The 15,779-nt window shown below is 63.2% G+C and carries 15 protein-coding genes; 11 read left to right on the plus strand and 4 right to left on the minus strand.

The annotated features are described in order from the left end of the window. Window positions 1–15 precede the first annotated feature (15 nt). The 3 genes from KI243_RS14165 (at window position 16) to KI243_RS14175 (ending at window position 2,402) form a co-directional block, all read left to right on the plus strand. Window positions 16–369 (plus strand): RidA family protein, encoded by a 354-nt coding sequence (locus KI243_RS14165; RefSeq protein ID WP_177130893.1) that lies wholly within the window; start codon window positions 16–18, stop codon window positions 367–369. Between the two features lie 55 nt (window positions 370–424). Further along, window positions 425–1,483: an ornithine cyclodeaminase gene (locus KI243_RS14170; protein ID WP_212811030.1), complete on the plus strand. Its 1,059-nt coding sequence runs from the start codon at window positions 425–427 to the stop codon at window positions 1,481–1,483. Window positions 1,484–1,589: 106 nt separating this feature from the next. Next, complete coding sequence (locus KI243_RS14175; protein WP_280529444.1) at window positions 1,590–2,402, plus strand: ATP-binding cassette domain-containing protein; 813 nt, start codon at window positions 1,590–1,592, stop codon at window positions 2,400–2,402. A 72-nt stretch (window positions 2,403–2,474) separates the two neighbouring features. Here KI243_RS14175 and KI243_RS14180 read toward each other — a convergent pair whose 3' ends face one another. From KI243_RS14180 to KI243_RS14195, 4 genes are read right to left on the minus strand one after another with little or no spacing between them, the layout of a single operon-like run. Next, window positions 2,475–3,509: an NAD(P)-dependent alcohol dehydrogenase gene (locus KI243_RS14180; RefSeq protein WP_177109068.1), complete on the minus strand. Its 1,035-nt coding sequence runs from the start codon at window positions 3,507–3,509 to the stop codon at window positions 2,475–2,477. 9 nt (window positions 3,510–3,518) lie between these two features. Continuing rightward, window positions 3,519–4,280, minus strand: coding sequence for an SDR family NAD(P)-dependent oxidoreductase (locus KI243_RS14185; RefSeq protein ID WP_017127531.1), 762 nt, complete (start codon window positions 4,278–4,280; stop codon window positions 3,519–3,521). A gap of 23 nt (window positions 4,281–4,303) precedes the next feature. Next, window positions 4,304–5,269, minus strand: a complete 966-nt coding sequence (locus KI243_RS14190; protein WP_085983789.1) for a C-terminal binding protein — start codon at window positions 5,267–5,269, stop codon at window positions 4,304–4,306. Continuing rightward, window positions 5,266–6,408 (minus strand): fumarylacetoacetate hydrolase family protein, encoded by a 1,143-nt coding sequence (locus KI243_RS14195; protein ID WP_177082121.1) that lies wholly within the window; start codon window positions 6,406–6,408, stop codon window positions 5,266–5,268. The genes KI243_RS14190 and KI243_RS14195 overlap by 4 nt, the downstream gene beginning before the upstream one ends. 286 nt (window positions 6,409–6,694) lie before the next feature. On the opposite strand from KI243_RS14195, the gene KI243_RS14200 reads away from it, so the two are divergent. The 8 genes from KI243_RS14200 to KI243_RS14235 all read left to right on the plus strand — a co-directional run bounded on the left by KI243_RS14200 (window position 6,695) and on the right by KI243_RS14235 (window position 15,778). Further along, on the plus strand, window positions 6,695–8,179 hold the full coding sequence (locus tag KI243_RS14200) for an NAD-dependent succinate-semialdehyde dehydrogenase (RefSeq protein WP_177119238.1): 1,485 nt from the start codon (window positions 6,695–6,697) through the stop codon (window positions 8,177–8,179). A gap of 3 nt (window positions 8,180–8,182) precedes the next feature. Beyond that, entirely contained in the window at window positions 8,183–9,697 is a 1,515-nt protein-coding gene (gene xylB / locus KI243_RS14205; RefSeq protein WP_017127527.1) for a xylulokinase, read from the plus strand. Between the two features lie 23 nt (window positions 9,698–9,720). Then, window positions 9,721–10,395: an HAD-IA family hydrolase gene (locus KI243_RS14210; RefSeq protein ID WP_017127526.1), complete on the plus strand. Its 675-nt coding sequence runs from the start codon at window positions 9,721–9,723 to the stop codon at window positions 10,393–10,395. Beyond that, window positions 10,392–11,231 carry a MurR/RpiR family transcriptional regulator gene (locus KI243_RS14215; RefSeq protein ID WP_017127525.1) on the plus strand — a complete coding sequence of 280 codons (840 nt, stop codon included), beginning with the start codon at window positions 10,392–10,394 and terminating at the stop codon, window positions 11,229–11,231. Before KI243_RS14210 ends, KI243_RS14215 begins: the two co-directional genes overlap by 4 nt. A gap of 41 nt (window positions 11,232–11,272) precedes the next feature. Next, window positions 11,273–11,983, plus strand: a complete 711-nt coding sequence (gene rpiA, locus KI243_RS14220) for a ribose 5-phosphate isomerase A (RefSeq protein ID WP_017127524.1) — start codon at window positions 11,273–11,275, stop codon at window positions 11,981–11,983. A gap of 84 nt (window positions 11,984–12,067) precedes the next feature. Continuing rightward, on the plus strand, window positions 12,068–13,156 hold the full coding sequence (locus KI243_RS14225) for a sugar ABC transporter substrate-binding protein (protein ID WP_042935953.1): 1,089 nt from the start codon (window positions 12,068–12,070) through the stop codon (window positions 13,154–13,156). 73 nt (window positions 13,157–13,229) lie between these two features. Then, a complete protein-coding gene (locus tag KI243_RS14230; RefSeq protein WP_177130908.1) occupies window positions 13,230–14,753 on the plus strand; it encodes a sugar ABC transporter ATP-binding protein in 1,524 nt (507 codons plus the stop codon). Between the two features lie 26 nt (window positions 14,754–14,779). Further along, window positions 14,780–15,778 (plus strand): ABC transporter permease, encoded by a 999-nt coding sequence (locus KI243_RS14235; protein ID WP_177082125.1) that lies wholly within the window; start codon window positions 14,780–14,782, stop codon window positions 15,776–15,778. Window position 15,779: the final 1 nt, after the last annotated feature.

A 15,779-nucleotide genomic window follows, 5' to 3' on the forward strand; every position in this document is an offset into this window, starting at 1 on the left:
CAGGAAGCTTGAAACATGACTTCAATTGTTCGTCTGGACAGTAACGCCCGACTCAGTCGTGCAGTGATTCACAACGGTGTCGTCTGGTTGGCCGGGGTGGCTCCCGCGGACTGCAGCCAGGATGCCGGCGGCCAGACACGCCAGGTACTGGCGCGTATCGATGAACTGCTGGCCCAGGCCGGTAGCGATCGCGGGCGCTTGCTGTCCGTGCAGATCTGGATGGCCAGGATGGACCTGCACTTCGAGGTGATGAATGAAGCCTGGTGCAACTGGCTGGGCGACGCCGGCCGACCCGCTCGCGCGACCTGCCAGGTAGCGTTCGACGATCCCGATCTGCTCCTGGAAATCATCGTCACCGCGGCTATCTGAGCGCCTGCCGGGCCAGATGTCCGGCCCTGATACAACAAGATAAGAAGGTACTCCCATGACTCGTTATATCGATGTAAGCGACCTGGCCGAACTGGTCAGGGTCAAAGGGCTGCTGCCCTGCCTGGCCGAGATGGCCGACTACATCCGTGAAGACTATCTGCGCTGGGCCGATTTCGAAAAATGCGCACGTCTGGCCAACCATTCGCCGGAAGGCGTTATCGAGTTGATGCCCATTTCCGATGCGACCCTGTACGCCTTCAAGTACGTCAATGGCCATCCGAAAAACACCTTGGACGGAATGCTCACGGTGATGGCTTTCGGCGCCCTGAGCGAGGTCGACAGCGGCATGCCGGTGTTGCTCAGTGAGATGACCCTGATCACCGCGATCCGTACCGCCGCCACCTCGGCGCTCGCCGCACGCTACATGGCCCGCTCCGGCAGCCGCCGCATGGCATTGATCGGCAATGGCTCGCAGAGCGAGTTCCAGGCCCTGGCCTTTCATCATCTGCTGGGCATCGATCAGATCAGTCTGTACGACCTCGACCTTGCCGCCACGACCAAGCTGGCGGCCAACCTGCGTGCCTGGCCGGGGATCAGCCTGCGGATCGCCGGCTCCGTGGCCGAGGCCGTGCGTGACAGCGATATCGTCACTACGGTCACTGCCGACAAGAGCTACGCGACGATCCTGACGCCGGACATGATCGAGCCGGGCATGCACCTCAATGCCGTGGGGGGCGATTGCCCGGGGAAGACCGAATTGCATCGCGATATCGTCGAGCGGGCGCGGGTGGTGGTCGAGTACGAACCGCAGAGCCGGATCGAAGGCGAAATCCAGCAGATGCCGGCCGACTCTCCAGTCATCCATTTGTGGCAGGTGATCAACGGCCAGGTGCCTGGCCGCGAGAGCGACGGACAGGTCACGCTGTTCGATTCCGTCGGCTTTGCGCTGGAGGACTACTCGGCCTTGCGCTACGTGCTGGATATCGCCAGGACATTGCAGATCGGCTCGGATATCCAGTTGGTACCGCGGTTGGAAAACCCGAAGGACCTGTTCGCCTTGCTCGCCCGCGATGCCGTCTCCCGGCAGAAGCTCAGCGCCTCAACCCTCCGATAACCCCCAACAGATCCCGGGTCTGGCAACCGCCCCTGGATCAATGACAAAAAAGAGGGATACCTCCGTGGGACCATTGCACCGTCAGTCTTTCACCTTCGATACGACCCTGGCGCCTGTCGCTGATCACCAGGCACCACGCGGCCCGGCCACTGCTGGCGCGATCAAGTTGCAGATCGAGCAATTGCACAAGCGCTACGGCGACCATGAGGTGCTCAAGGGCATTTCGCTACAGGCACGCAGCGGCGACGTCATCAGTCTTATCGGCGCCAGCGGTTCCGGCAAGAGCACCTTGCTGCGCTGCATCAATTTCCTGGAACAGCCCGACGCCGGAGTGATCGCACTCGATGGCAAGCGCATCGAAATGCGCAACGCCAGGGGCGACTACCAGATGCCTGATGCGCGCCAGTTGCAGAGCTTGCGCACTCGACTGGCGATGGTGTTCCAGCATTTCAACCTGTGGGGCCACATGACGGTCCTGGACAATATCTGCACGGCACCGCAAAAGGTCCTGGGTCTGACCCGCCAGCAGGCCCTGGAACGTGCCTACCGCTACCTGGACAAGGTCGGCCTGGCTCCGCGGGTAGCAGAACAATACCCGGGGTTTCTCTCCGGTGGCCAGCAACAGCGTGTCGCCATTGCCAGGGCGCTGGCCATGGAGCCCGAGATCATCCTGTTTGACGAGCCCACCTCGGCACTTGATCCGGAGTTGGTCGGTGAGGTGCTGAAGGTGATACAGGCGCTGGCCGAAGAGGGCCGGACGATGGTGATGGTCACTCATGAAATGGCCTTCGCCCGCCAGGTCTCCAGCCAGGTGCTGTTTCTTCACCAGGGCCGGGTGGAAGAACAGGGCGACGCAAGCCTGCTGGATGCGCCACAAAGCACGCGGCTGCAGCAGTTTCTGTCGAACCGCTTGAAGTGATCCTGGCATCGTCCTGTCTGTCTCGGGCCGCCCCGACGCAGGCGCGGCCCGATAGCAGGGCTCAGATGCCGCTCATGCGGGGAGGGTGATCTGCAACTTGACGTCCCGTGGCAGCGCCTGGTCGGCGCGCTCGAAGGCTTCGATCGAGCGGTCGAACGGGTAGCTGGCGGTGATCAGCGGCTTCACGTCGATCTTGCCGCTCGCCAGCAGGGCGATCGCGCGTTCATAGACGTTGGCGTAACGGAACACCGTCACCAGGCGGATTTCCTTGACCATCAGCGCGACGATATCCAGGGCCACCGTGGATGCCGGCATGCCGACACAGATCACGGTGCCGCCGGGACGCAGGTGACTTGCCAGATCGACAAAGGCCGCGGCGGCGCCGGAGCACTCGAAGACCAGGTCGACACCGCGCTTTTGCGTCAATGCGGCCACCTGGCCGTTCAGGTCGGGGCCGGTCAGTGCCTCGATTCCCGGGTAGTGTGCGACGTTCTGCAGCTTTTCGGCGGCCGGGTCGAAGATCAGCACACGGGCACAGCCGGCGGCCAATGCACAGAGTGCGGTGAGAATGCCGATGGTCCCGGCGCCCAGCACCAGCGCCACGTCGCCCGGTTGCACGCCGGCCTTGGTGGCAGCCTGCATACCCACGGCCAGGGGCTCGACCATGGCCCCTTCGGCCTGGCTGATGGTGGCGGGCAAGCGATAGACCAGCGTCGCCGGGTGTATCACCTCCGAGGTCAGGCAGCCATGGATTGGCGGCGTTGCCCAGAAGGTCAGCGACGGATCGAGGTTGTACTGGCCGATACGGCTGGGGCGGCTGGAAAAATCCGGGATGCCGGGCTCGATGCAGACCCGATCGCCCGGACTCAGGTCGACCACCTCCGCGCCACACTCCAGCACCGTGCCGGCGGCCTCATGACCCAGGACCATCGGTGCATCGACCACAAAGGGGCCGATACGGCCATGGCGATAGTAGTGAATGTCGCTGCCACAGATACCGACCACATCCATGCGTATGCGCACATCCCTGGTGCCCAGCACGGCGGGCAGTTCGATCTCGCGCAGGGCGAGTTGACGCGGACTTTCGAGAACAAGAGCCTGTGCCATGGTGACACCTCATATGCATGTATAGCCGGCATCGGCCGTGATGATGGAGCCCGTCAGCAGGCTGGCCGCATCCGATGCCAGGAACTGCACCAGGGATGCTATTTCGTGGGGCTGGCCCATGCGCCCGGCGGGCGTCATTTCGAGCCACCTCTCGATCAGCCCGGGCTGGCTTTCCAGCCCTTGCAGCAGGGGCGTCTCTATATAGGTGGGCGCAACGGCATTGACCCGGACACCGCGTGCGGCCCATTCCACCGCCAGGGACCGGGTCAGATGGTGCACCCCCGCCTTGGAGGCGTTGTAGTGACACTGGGGCTGCGGAACATTGACGATCTGCCCGGACATCGAGCCGATATTGATGATCGAGCCGCGCCCGGCCTCGAGCATCCGCCGGCCGAAGCCGCGGCATGTGCGGAACACGCCGCCCAGGTTGACGCCGATGACCTTGTCCCATTCGGCGTCGCTCATGTCTTCTGCCGGGGTATTGGTCACGATGCCGGCATTGCAGACGAGGATGTCCAGCGCCGGCAGCGCGGCGGCCAGGGCATTGACCGCCGTGCTGTCGGTCACGTCGAGGGCCTCGGCCCGGGCCTGGTAGCCCTTGGCGTTGAGTGCCTGCGCGGTGGCCTCGGCGCGTTCGCGCAGGATATCGGTGCAGATCACCTCGGCACCCGTTGCGGCCAGCGCCTCGGCGATCGCCGCGCCGATGCCTTGGCCCGCGCCGGTCACCAGTGCGAGCTTGCCGGTCAGCGATTGTTTTTCACGGTAGTTCATCGTCCGTCCCTCCAGGTCTGCTCTCAGGTCAGCGCACAACGCAACGCTTCGCCGCGCAGGCCGCGCAACGCTTCTTCGCTGGCCAGGCGCTGCAGGGTGTCTACCGAGGCGTCCGAGAAGAACGCCGCGTGGGGCGACATCAGCACATGGGGCGCGGTACGCAGTGGCGAACCGGTGGGCAGGGGCTCCTGCTCGAAGACATCCAGTCCGGCACCGGAGAGGTGGCCGCCGACCAGCGCCGCGCTCAGGGCTGTTTCGTCGATCAGGCCACCCCGGGAGCAGTTGATCAGGATCGTCCCACGAGGCATGCGCGCGATGGCTGCGGCATCGATGACATGGCGGGTTTCGGGCGTCAGTGGCACATGCAGCGACAGCACGTTGGCCATGCTGATGACCTCTTCGCGGGACATCGGCTCGATCCCGGCGGCACGGGCCTGCTGGTGGGTGACATAGGGATCGAAGCCAATGATGCGGCAACCGAACACCGCCATGCGGGTCGCGTAGGCACGGGCAATCCGCCCGAGGCCGATCAGGCCGACCGTGGTGTCGCGCAATGAGCGCACGCCATCGACCATTTGCGCGATCTTCCATTCGCCCTCCCGGATGCCCGTGCCGTAGTGGTCGAGTTTGCGCGCCAGGGCCAGGGTCATGGCGGCAGCATGATCGGCCACTTCTTCGATGCCGTAGTCCGGCACGTTGCACACGCGCACTCCCACTTCCCTGGCCGCGGCGAGGTCGACGTTGTCGACACCGACGCCGTAGCGCACGATCACCGCGCCCGGCGCCATCGCCTGCATCACACGGCGGGTCATCGGCGCAAAGTTGTTCAGTACGGCATGCGCATCCCGTACCGCTTCCAGGGTTTCTTCTTCGGTGCGGCACTGATGCTCGAAGAACCCGGCGCCGGCAGCCTCCGCCGCGGCTTTTTCATGGCGGGTGTTGCCGAAGGCCTGGTCGGTGACCACCAGTTTCATCGTTGTGCGGCTCATAGCAGCCCCCGCTTTGCCAGGTTGCGCATCAGTGCGCGGGTGCCGTAGGTCCAGGGCGCGGCTTCGTCGGAGTAGACGACGGTATTACGCAGGGTGCCCAACAGCGGCGTCGAGATTTCCACCAGGTCACCGGCCTTGTGGGTGAAACCCGAACCCTTTTGTTCACGATCCTGGGTCGGCGCGAACATGGTGCCGAGAAACAGCATGAAACCATCGGGGTACTGGTGCGAGGTGTTGCGGGTCTGCGCCACCAGGTTGGCCGGCTTGCGGCTGATCTCGGCCATGTTCGAGCCTCCCGACATTTCAAAACCGTCCAGGCCGCTGACGGACAGGGTCAGGGTGGCGTTCTCGATATCGTCGAGGGTGAAGTGTTCGTCGAAGAGACGGATGAACGGACCGATCGAGCAGGAGGCATTGTTGTCCTTGGCCTTGCCCAGCAGCAGGGCCGAACGCCCTTCGACATCGCGCAGGTTGACGTCGTTGCCGAGGGTGGCGCCACGGATATTGCCCTGGCTGTCCACCGCCAGCACGACTTCGGGCTCGGGGTTGTTCCATTCCGAGATCCGGTTGATACCGACCTGGGCGCCATAACCGACCGCCGCCATGGGCTGGGATTTGGTGAAGACTTCGGCGTCCGGACCGATGCCGACTTCCAGGTACTGCGACCAGAGGCCTTCGGCGATCAGCGCAGCCTTGATCTCGGCGGCCTTGGGCGAACCGGCCTGGACGTTGGAAAGGCTGTCGCCGATCAGCGAGCCGATCCGTGCCCGCAGCTCATCGGCGCGGGCCGGATCGCCAGCGGTGCGTTCGTCGATCACGCGCTCGACCATGCTGCGGGCAAACGTCACGCCACAGGCCTTGAGTGCCTGGAAGTCACAGGGCGCCAGCAGGCAGGGGCGGTCGGAGTGATAGCCCATCTCGGAGGGGTCGAGGATCAGGTCGGCCAGATCGCCAACCGCTTCGCCGGCCAATGAGTCGAAACGTTCTGCCGGGTTGTTGTCGAGGAAGTCGGCCATCGACACGACCGACTCGGTAATGTCGACCAGCAGGTTGTCCCGCAGGATGACTACCGAAGGACCTTTGCCTGGTAGCCAGACCCGACCGACCAGTTTGGCGTGTTTGAGTGAGGTGGGCAGCATGAGCGGTTTCCTTATTGTTGATATCTAGTAATGCTACGTTTCGATTTTGAGCACGGTCAAGCAGTCTTGCATGAAAGAAATCGGCATTTTCTCGGTTTTTTCCCTTTTTTATAGCTAATATTCTGAATAATAAGGCGAATATTAAGTGTTTCAGGCATTCTCCAGCGATGGCGGTGCGTCACTTGTCCAGGTGATTTTCGAAAGGGCTATTGCAAAAAGCTAGCAATACTATATTTTTGAATCAAGTCAGTGGTTCCACCGCAGAGAAAGGCGACGGAGAAGTCCCATGCATAACAATAATTCTCTCTACGAGTCGATTGCCGCCCTGGAAGGCGCCTTGTTTATCAATGGTGAGTGGCACAAGGGCGCAGGGGCTCGCTTGCCGGTGGAGAATCCGGCGACCGGGGAACTGATCGGTCATATCGCCGCCGCGACTGCACAAGAGATTGAAGCGGCGGTGTCTGGCGCCCATCGCGCCTTTGCTTCCTGGTCCCGCGAGTTACCGAAGACCCGAGCCAGTGCCTTGCACCGCCTGGGCGACCTGATCGCCGCCGATGCACTGAACATGGCGCGGATCATGACCCTGGAACAGGGCAAGCCGGTCAATGAAGCCAAGGGCGAGGTGCTCAAGCTTGCCGAGGCCTGCCACTTTTATGCTGAAGAAGCGAGCCGCGTGCATGGCGAGATCGTGCCCAACGATCAGCCCGGCTTCCAGAGCCTGGTGGTACGCGAGCCGATCGGCGTCGTCGCGGCGATCACCCCATGGAACTACCCGGCCGAGCTGGTGGGCTGGAAGCTGTGCGCCAGCCTGGCTGCGGGCTGCACTATCGTGATCAAGCCCGCCGAACTGACGCCGTACACCGCCCTGATGATCGCCGGCAAATGCGCCGAGGCCGGTATTCCGGCCGGTGTGGTGAATGTATTGACCGGCAAGGGCTCGCAGGTCGGGCAGGCCCTGGTCGAACACCCGCAGGTGAGCAAGGTGGCCTTTACCGGGTCCAGCGCAGTGGGTCTGCATATCCAGCGCAGTTGCCCGCAGGTCAAGCGCCTGTCCCTCGAACTGGGTGGTAATTGCCCCATGGTGGTGACCGCCAGCGCCGATGTGGAAGCGGCGGTGAAGGGCGCGACACGGCGCAGTTTCCGTAACTGCGGACAGATCTGCATTGCCATCAATCGCATCTATGTCCATCGTTCCCTGTATGAGGCGTTCGTCAGCAAGCTGGGCGCGGCCGCTGATGCGCTGACGGTGCGCAACGGCCTGGAAGAGCCTGCTGCCGACCTGGGCGCCATGGCTTCCGCTGAGCCGCTGGCCAAGACCCGTGCGCACCTCGAGGATGCCCTGGCCAAGGGCGCTCGACTGGTCGCTGGCGGCCAGGCACCACAAGGCGCCGAATTTGCCCATGGGCATTTCTTCCGGCCGACGGTGATCGCCGATTGCACGCACCGGATGCTGGTGATGACCGAGGAAACCTTCGGTCCGCTGGTGGGGGTCGCCGCCTTCGACGATCTCGCCGAAGCTATTCAACTGGCCAACGACACGCCTTACGGCCTTGCCTCCTATGTCTATGCCCGGGACCTGACCGACATCCATACCCTGTCGGCGCAACTGGACTATGGCAACGTTGCCATCAATAACGTCGATGCCGGGATCATGAATGCCCCCTACGGTGGGCGCAAACAGAGTGGCGTGGGTTACGAACACGGTCGCGAAGGGTTGCTGGAGTACTTCAACTTCAAGCATGTCCGCCTGCACCATGGCGTCGGGAATTGAGCCATGCAGGCGCTCATTGGCATCGACATCGGCACCTCGGGCTGCAAGGCATTGCTGCTCGACGTCCATGGCGCGGTGATTGCCGCCGATACGGCGACTTATCCGCTCTCGCAACCTCGACCCGGCTGGACCGAACAGGACCCTGAACTGTGGATCGACGGCGCCCGGCGCGCCATCGCCGGTGTGTTGGCCAAGGCCCCAGGCGTGGAGCTGCTCGGCGTCGGGCTCTCCGGTCAGATGCACGGGCTGGTGCCGCTCGATGCGGCGCAGCAGGTGCTGCGCCCGGCGATCCTGTGGAACGACCAGCGCAATGCCGCGGAGTGCGAGTGGATCACCGCCACCGCCGGTGGCCTGGACGGTTTGCTGAAGGCCACCGACAACCGGATGCTGGTGGGGTATACCGGCGGCAAGATCGTCTGGATGCAGCGGCATGAGCCCGAGCTTTTCGCGCGCTTGAGCACTGTGCTCAATCCCAAGGACTATCTGCGCCTGCGCCTGACCGGCGAAATTGCCAGCGAAGTCTCCGACGCCTCGGGCACGGGCCTGTTCAATGTGCGTTCGCGGCAATGGGCGAGCGGGTTGATCGAGCAACTGGGCATCGACCCCGGGTTGTTGCCACCGGTGTTCGAGTCCCAGGTCGTTTCGGGTCGGGTCAGTGCCCGGGGCGCCGCGTTGTTCGGCCTGCCCGTGGGCACGCCGGTGGCCGGCGGCGGTGGCGATTCGGTTATCCAGACCCTCGGTTCCGGCGTGATCGCGCCCGGCGAACTGCAGACCACCATCGGTACGGCGGGCATTCTCGCCGCCGCCCTGGACGAGCCCCGGGACAATCCGGACGGTCGCCTGCAGATTTTCTGCAACGTGGCCGCGGACAAATGGCATTGCATGGGGGTGTCGTTGAACGCCGGCGGCTCGATGAACTGGTTTCGCGACACCTTCTGCGCAGGGGCCAACGGCGTGGTGCCGTCATTCGAGCAGATCGTCGCCGAGGCGGAGAAGAGCCCGGCCGGTGCCCATGGCCTGCTGTTTCTTCCCTATCTGAACGGTGAGCGTTGCCCGCATCCCGATCCGCTCTTGCGTGCTGCCTTCGTCGGCCTGACCGCGCGCCACGACCGCGGCGACATGGCCCGGGCCGTCATGGAGGGGGCGGTGCATGCGCTGGCCGACATGCATGCCCTGATGAAGCCCCTGGGCATCGACGGACACGTGATCAAGGCTTCCGGCGGTGGTGCACGCTCAGCGCTGTGGCGCCAGCTCCAGGCGGACATCTTCGGTTGCGACGTGCTGACCACCGAAGGGGCCGCCGAGGGTGCGGCGTTCGGCGCGGCGCTGGTGGCCGGGCTGGCGATGGGTGTCTGGGCCGATCCGGCGAGTGCGGCGGCGAGCTGTCGCGCCATTACCCGCCAGGCGCCCGATGGCGCGACGGCCGAGGTCTTCGCCCGTGCCCATCGTATCTACCACAGCCTTTATCCGACGCTCCGGGAAACCTTCGTAGCGCTCGGTGCCCCCATTTTCGATTAGTCATTTTTTCTGGAGTCTGATTCATGTCCGTCTATTCCGCGCTTATTTTCGATCTTGACGGGACGCTTATCGACAGCGCATCCGATATCGCGAAGGCCCTGAATGTCGGTTTCGCGCTGAACGACTGGCCTGAACTCGATCCCGCGCATGTCGAGACGTTTCTCGGCAACGGACCGCGGCGCCTGATCGTCGACATCCTCGAGGACCTCGCGATCCCTTATGACGATGCCCAGGTACAGCGGGCCTTCGATGGCTACCTGCATGCCTATATGGAAGATCCTGCGGGGTGCACGCGGTTTTTCCCTCATGTGCGCGAAGACCTCGCGGCTCTGCGCCAGGCCGGTATCCGCCTGGGTATCTGTACCAACAAGAACCACGCCGTCACCGGCAAGGTCCTGGAGCAGCTGGGGCTGGCGGACTTGTTCGAGGTCGCCCTGGGCGCCGATGCGGTGCCGGCGTGCAAGCCGGACCCCGGGCATTTGCTGGCCGTGGCGCAGGCGATGGACCTGGCATCGGACGAGTGGGCCTATGTCGGTGACACCCGTGTCGACCAGATGACTGCGTATGCCGCGGGCGTGCCATTCTTCGTGGTGCCCTGGGGCGGCGGTCCTCATGTGGACATTTCAGCGGAGCAGCGCTTGAACCGTCTGGCCGATCTGTTACAACGCAGCCCACTAATCGCCAAGGAGCGGATATGACCGTCAGTTTGCTGCAACGCATCATTCTTGAAAGCAAAGACATGCACCGGGCCGAGCGTCGGGTCGCCAACTTTGTTTCCACTTCGCCTTCGAAGGTCCTGCAGATGAGCATGGCCAAGCTCTCGGAAACCTGTTCGGTCAGCGACCCGACCGTGATGCGTTTCTGCCGGCGCTTCGGCTTCGAGAGTTACCAGGAATTGAAGCTGCACCTGGTTCAAAGCCTGGTGCCGTCGGCGCCGTTTGCCTACGAGCAGATCATTCCCGATGACAGTATCGACAACATCGTCCGCAAGACCTGCCGCAACTCGCTGAATGCGATCCAGCGCCTGGCCGAGGACCTGGCGCCCGAGCGGGTGGGCGAAGGTGCCCGACTGTTGCAGGCGGCAAGCTGGATCGGCATCTACGCCACGGGGATTTCCGTGGTCAACGCCCTGGATGCCGAGCACAAGTTCCAGCGCCTGGGCCTGCGGTGCCAGGCACTGCTGGGCAGCAAGCGCCAGGAGATGCACGCCGAAGGCGCTCGGGAAGGCGAAGTGGCGCTGATCTTTTCCCAGTCCGGCCACACCCGGCAGATGGTCGATGTCGCCGTGGCTGCCCGCAAGGCCGGGGCCAGGGTGGTGTCCATCGCCGCCGATGACAGTCCCCTGGCGCGGGTTTCCGATGTGCTGATCGCGGTCAAACCCTATGAACATACCGAACTGATGACACCCCTGGCGTCGCGGCTGAACCATCACCTGGTCACCAACATGCTGGTAGCCGCCATCGCCGTTGCCAGTGGCAGCCAGTTCCCCGATCAACTGACCGCCCTCGACTCATGGCGGACCGACAAGATTTGACCCCCATGACCTGTGGGGGAACTGCCCGATAGGAGTAGCAGATGAGCAACCAACAGAACGAAGCGAAGAAGGTCGCCGCCCGCCGGGTGATCGAGGAATTCGTGCGCGATGGCATGAAGCTGGGCCTGGGGTCCGGCACCACCTCGCATTTCTTCGTTCGCGAACTGGGCAAGCATGTCGCCAATGGCCTGCAACTGACCTGCACCACCACTTCCCGTTCGACCAACGATGTGGCGCGGGAAGTGGGCATCGAGATCATTGATCCGAACGAGATCGGCGAGCTCGACCTGACCGTCGACGGCCCGGACGAGATCGACCGCCAGTTCAACATGATCAAGGGCGGCGGTGCCTGCCTGCTCTGGGAGAAGATCATCGCCCATGCTTCCAAACGCATGATCTGTGTGTGTGACGAGACCAAGATCGTCGACTGCCTGGGCCAGTTCCCGCTGCCGGTGGAAGTGGTGCAGTTCGGCTGGAAGCAGACCGAGCGCCTGGTCAAGCGGATCCTGGCCGGGCAGGGCATCAACGAGGTGACGATCATTCGCCGGCTGCGCGATGGGCAGCCGGTGGTTACCGACAGCGGCAACTTCATTCTCGACTGCCATTGCGGACCGGTTATCCGCGATCCGGCGCCGCTGGAAATCGAGCTCAACCGTATTCCGGGCGTGGTCGAGAACGGCCTGTTCACCCGCGAAGCCGTGGGCATGGTCGTAGGTTGTTTCGACGGCTCTTCCTACGTTCGTTTGCGATAACCGGTGCTCCAGGCAAGGCCGCACCTGCGTGAAACAAGGCTGAAGATAGTATTAAACCTACAATAATAAGTCGGAGTTAATCCCATGAAAAAAGTCAATCTATCTAGCGTGAGTCGTCGTAGCGTGTTGGCCGGCGGTGTGGTCCTAGGACTGGGCGCGATGCTGGGACGCAGTGCCTTCGCGCAGACCCCGCTGTCGGTCGCCTACTCCAACAAGAGCCTGGACTACTACTTCTTCGTCATTCAGGAAGAGTCGGTCAAGCGCGCCGTCCAGGCACAATCGGGCAAGTTCCAGGCAACCAACGCCAGCTTCGACACCACCACCCAGCTCGGCCAATGGCAAAGCCTCATGTTGTCCCAGCCGTCGGCGATCATCTCCGACCCGATCGACAGCCAGGCCATTGTCTCGGCCATCAAGCGTTACAACCAGCGCAAGATTCCGGTGGGCATCATCGACACTCCGGCCGATGGCGGCGATGTCGCGATTACCGTGAGTTTCGACAACTTCAAGGGTGGGGTGATGGCCGCCGAGGAAATCGTCAAGCGCCTGGTCGCGAAGTACGGCAGCCCCAAGGGCACCGTGCTCAATTGCTTCGGCGCCCTGGCCTCGGTGGCCTGGCGCCTGCGCAAGGAGGGTATGGACTCGGTGTTCGCCAAGTACCCGCAGATCAAATACCTGGCCCGTCCTACCGAAGGACTGCTGGACAAGATGCAGGCGGTCACGCTGTCGACCCTGTCGGAGTTCCCCGACCTCGATGCGGTACATGCCCCTTCGGATTCTCCCTCGCGCGGTATCGCGGCGGCGCTCAAGCAGAAGGATCGCTGGAAGAAGGTCGGCGAGAAAGGCCATGTCATTTTCATCAACATCGACGGTGAGCCGGTGGCCCTTGACTGGATCAAGGACGGCTACATGGACGCCTGTGTGTCCCAGGACCCTGTGGCCTATGGGGGCATTGCCGTGGAGATGATCACCAGGTATTCCCTCAATGGCCAGGCGGTGCCGCTGGGCACCTACCAGAACAAGGACTACTTCTGGGAATCGGGAGAGATTGTCCAGGGCAAGACCGGTCCGACCCTGATCATCCCGGCCTTTGTGATCAACTCCGACAACATCGACGACAAGCGCCATTGGGGTTATGTCGCGGAAAAAGTCTGGGGCGTTCCCTCCAAGTGACGGTTGCGGTTGTCGCAGCAGAGCGAGGCTCTGCCGCGATGTTCATCCGACAAGCTGATGGTGAGAAAACAACATGACCCTACACGACACCCAGGCCGGGGCAGCGATGGACGACACGATCCTGCGGATCGACAACATCGCCAAGAGCTACGGTCCCGTGCACGCCCTGCGCGGTGTCACCACGCAGATCCGCCGGGGTTCGATCCACGGCCTGCTGGGGGAGAACGGCGCCGGCAAGTCCACGCTGGTGGGGATCATCTCCGGCCAGGTGATCCCCAGCTCCGGACAGATTCTCATGGACGGTCGGCCGCTCAAACAGGTGGACGTCAAGGCCATGGAGCAGGCCGGGGTATTCCTGGTGACGCAGGAACCGATGATCATCGGCAACCTGACGGCCGCGGAAAACCTGATGCTGGGGATCTGGCCGACCCGCAACGGTTTTGTCGACTGGAAACAGCTGGGCGCCGATGCCGCGCGGATGCTCGATGGCTCCGGCATCGACCCGACAGTCCTGGCCGGCCAGCTGGATGCAGTGGCGCGGCGCAAGCTGAACATCCTCCGGGCCATGTTTTCGGGGGGCAAGGTGATCATCCTCGATGAGCCGACGGCGTCGCTGACCGTGGTCGACCGCCGCCAGCTGTTCGACTTCATGCTGCGCCTGAAGGGTGAAGGAGTGACCTTCATCTTCATCTCCCACTACAACGACGAGATCCTCGAGATCTGCGACGCGGTCACCGTGTTACGCGACGGCAGCCTCGCCGGGACTTGCGAGGACATCGCCTCGATGACCTCCGAGCAACTGACTGAACTGGTGATCGGTCATGGCGTCGAGCTGTTCCAGCGCAAGCGCCGCGACCATTCCGGCAAGCCGCCGGCGATTTCGCTGCGCGGCGTACGGGGCAAGTGGCTGTCCCTGGATCGCCTAGACATCGGTCCGGGGGAAGTGGTGGGGTTCACCGGTCTGCCGGGGGCTGGCGCGAAGGAAATGGCCCGCGCGATCTTCGGCCTGCATCCGGCACTGGGTACTCTTTCCATCGCCGGTGAAGCCGAGCGGGTGTTGCCACGCTCCCCGCGTGCGGCGTTCGATGCCGGTATCGCCTATCTCTCCGACGATCGCCGGCGCGATGGCGCGGTGGGACCGATGTCGATCGGCAGCAATATCGCCATGTCGTCCCTGGGCGCGCGGACTCGGCTCGGTTTTATCGATAGCCGGGCCGAAGCGTCGGTGATCGGGCACTACTTTGCCGCGATGGGGGTCAAGGCGCCCAACCCCGACTATCCGGTCAATACCCTCAGTGGCGGTAACCAGCAGAAGGTGTGCCTGGGGCGCGTGCTCGCCACCCGACCACGCTTGCTGATGGTCGACGAGCCGACCCGTGGCATCGACATGGGCGTCAAGCAGGACGTGCTGCGCATCATCGACGAACTCAGCGATGCTGGCGTAGCGGTGATCATCGTGTCCAGCGATACCGACGAACTGGTTCGCGCGGTGGATCGGGTGTGCATTTTCGACCAGGGCACGATCAAGGAAACATTGACGGGAGAGGACATCACCGTCGAGCGCATCCGCGCATCCGTACAGGGATCAGGCAGTTGAACAATAAAAAGAGTGGAGACACGGGTATGAGAACTCTGGCCAGTCCCGGCAACGAGGTGTCGCCTGCCGCGACCAGAATCAACGGCCCGGCCGTATTGGGCTGGGTATTACACAATGTCGTCTGGATCTGGCTCATCGCCCTGGTGGTCCTGTTCGGTGCGTTCAACGAGTTTTTCTTCACCTTGTTCAACCTGCAGAACGTGATGGTTCAGGCGACGGTGCTGGGAACCCTGGGACTGGCGGTGGCGTTGCCGCTGCTGGTGGCCGAGATCGACCTGTCGATTCCGGCCAATGCCGGTTTTTCCTCGGCGGTGGGGGCGCTCGCGTACTCCAGTTGGGGCCTGCCCTGGTTCGTCGCGGTGGCCATCGGCCTGGCGGTCGGCACGCTGATCGGCTTCTTCAACGGGCTGTGCATCACCCGCCTGAAAATGGTCTCGCTGATCGAAACCCTGGCGATGATGATCATTCTGCAGGGCGCCTTGCTGGCGCTGACCCAGGGCACGACCCTGACCAACATGGCCGACGGCTATATCTGGATCGGCCAGGTGACGATCGACGGCTGGCCGCTGATGCCGGTGGTGTTCCTGGTGGCCCTGACGGTGATCGGCGTGGTGCTCAAGCGCACGGTGCTGGGGCGTTCGATCTATGCCGTGGGGGGGAATGCGATCGCGTCGAATTCCGCCGGTATACGGGTCAACCGGGTCAAGATCATCACCTACACGATCTCCGGCTTCCTGGCGGCGCTGGCCGGTTTTCTCCTGGCTTCCTGGCAGATGGCGATCACCTCCAGCCAGGGTTCGAGCTACCTGCTGTATGCCATCGCCGCGCCGATCATTGGTGGCGTCAGCGTGTTCGGCGGGCGCGGCAATGTGAAGGGCGTGCTGGGCGGGGTGTTGCTGCTGACCGTGATCCAGGTCGGCCTGGCCATCGTCAATGTGCCGTCATTCTATGTCGGCATGATCGGCGGGGTGATGATCTTTATCGCGGTCGCTATCGACGCCATTCGCGTGCGCTACTTCGGCTGAC

The organism is Pseudomonas sp. Ost2 (assembly GCF_018326065.1).
Classification (GTDB): domain Bacteria; phylum Pseudomonadota; class Gammaproteobacteria; order Pseudomonadales; family Pseudomonadaceae; genus Aquipseudomonas; species Aquipseudomonas gingeri.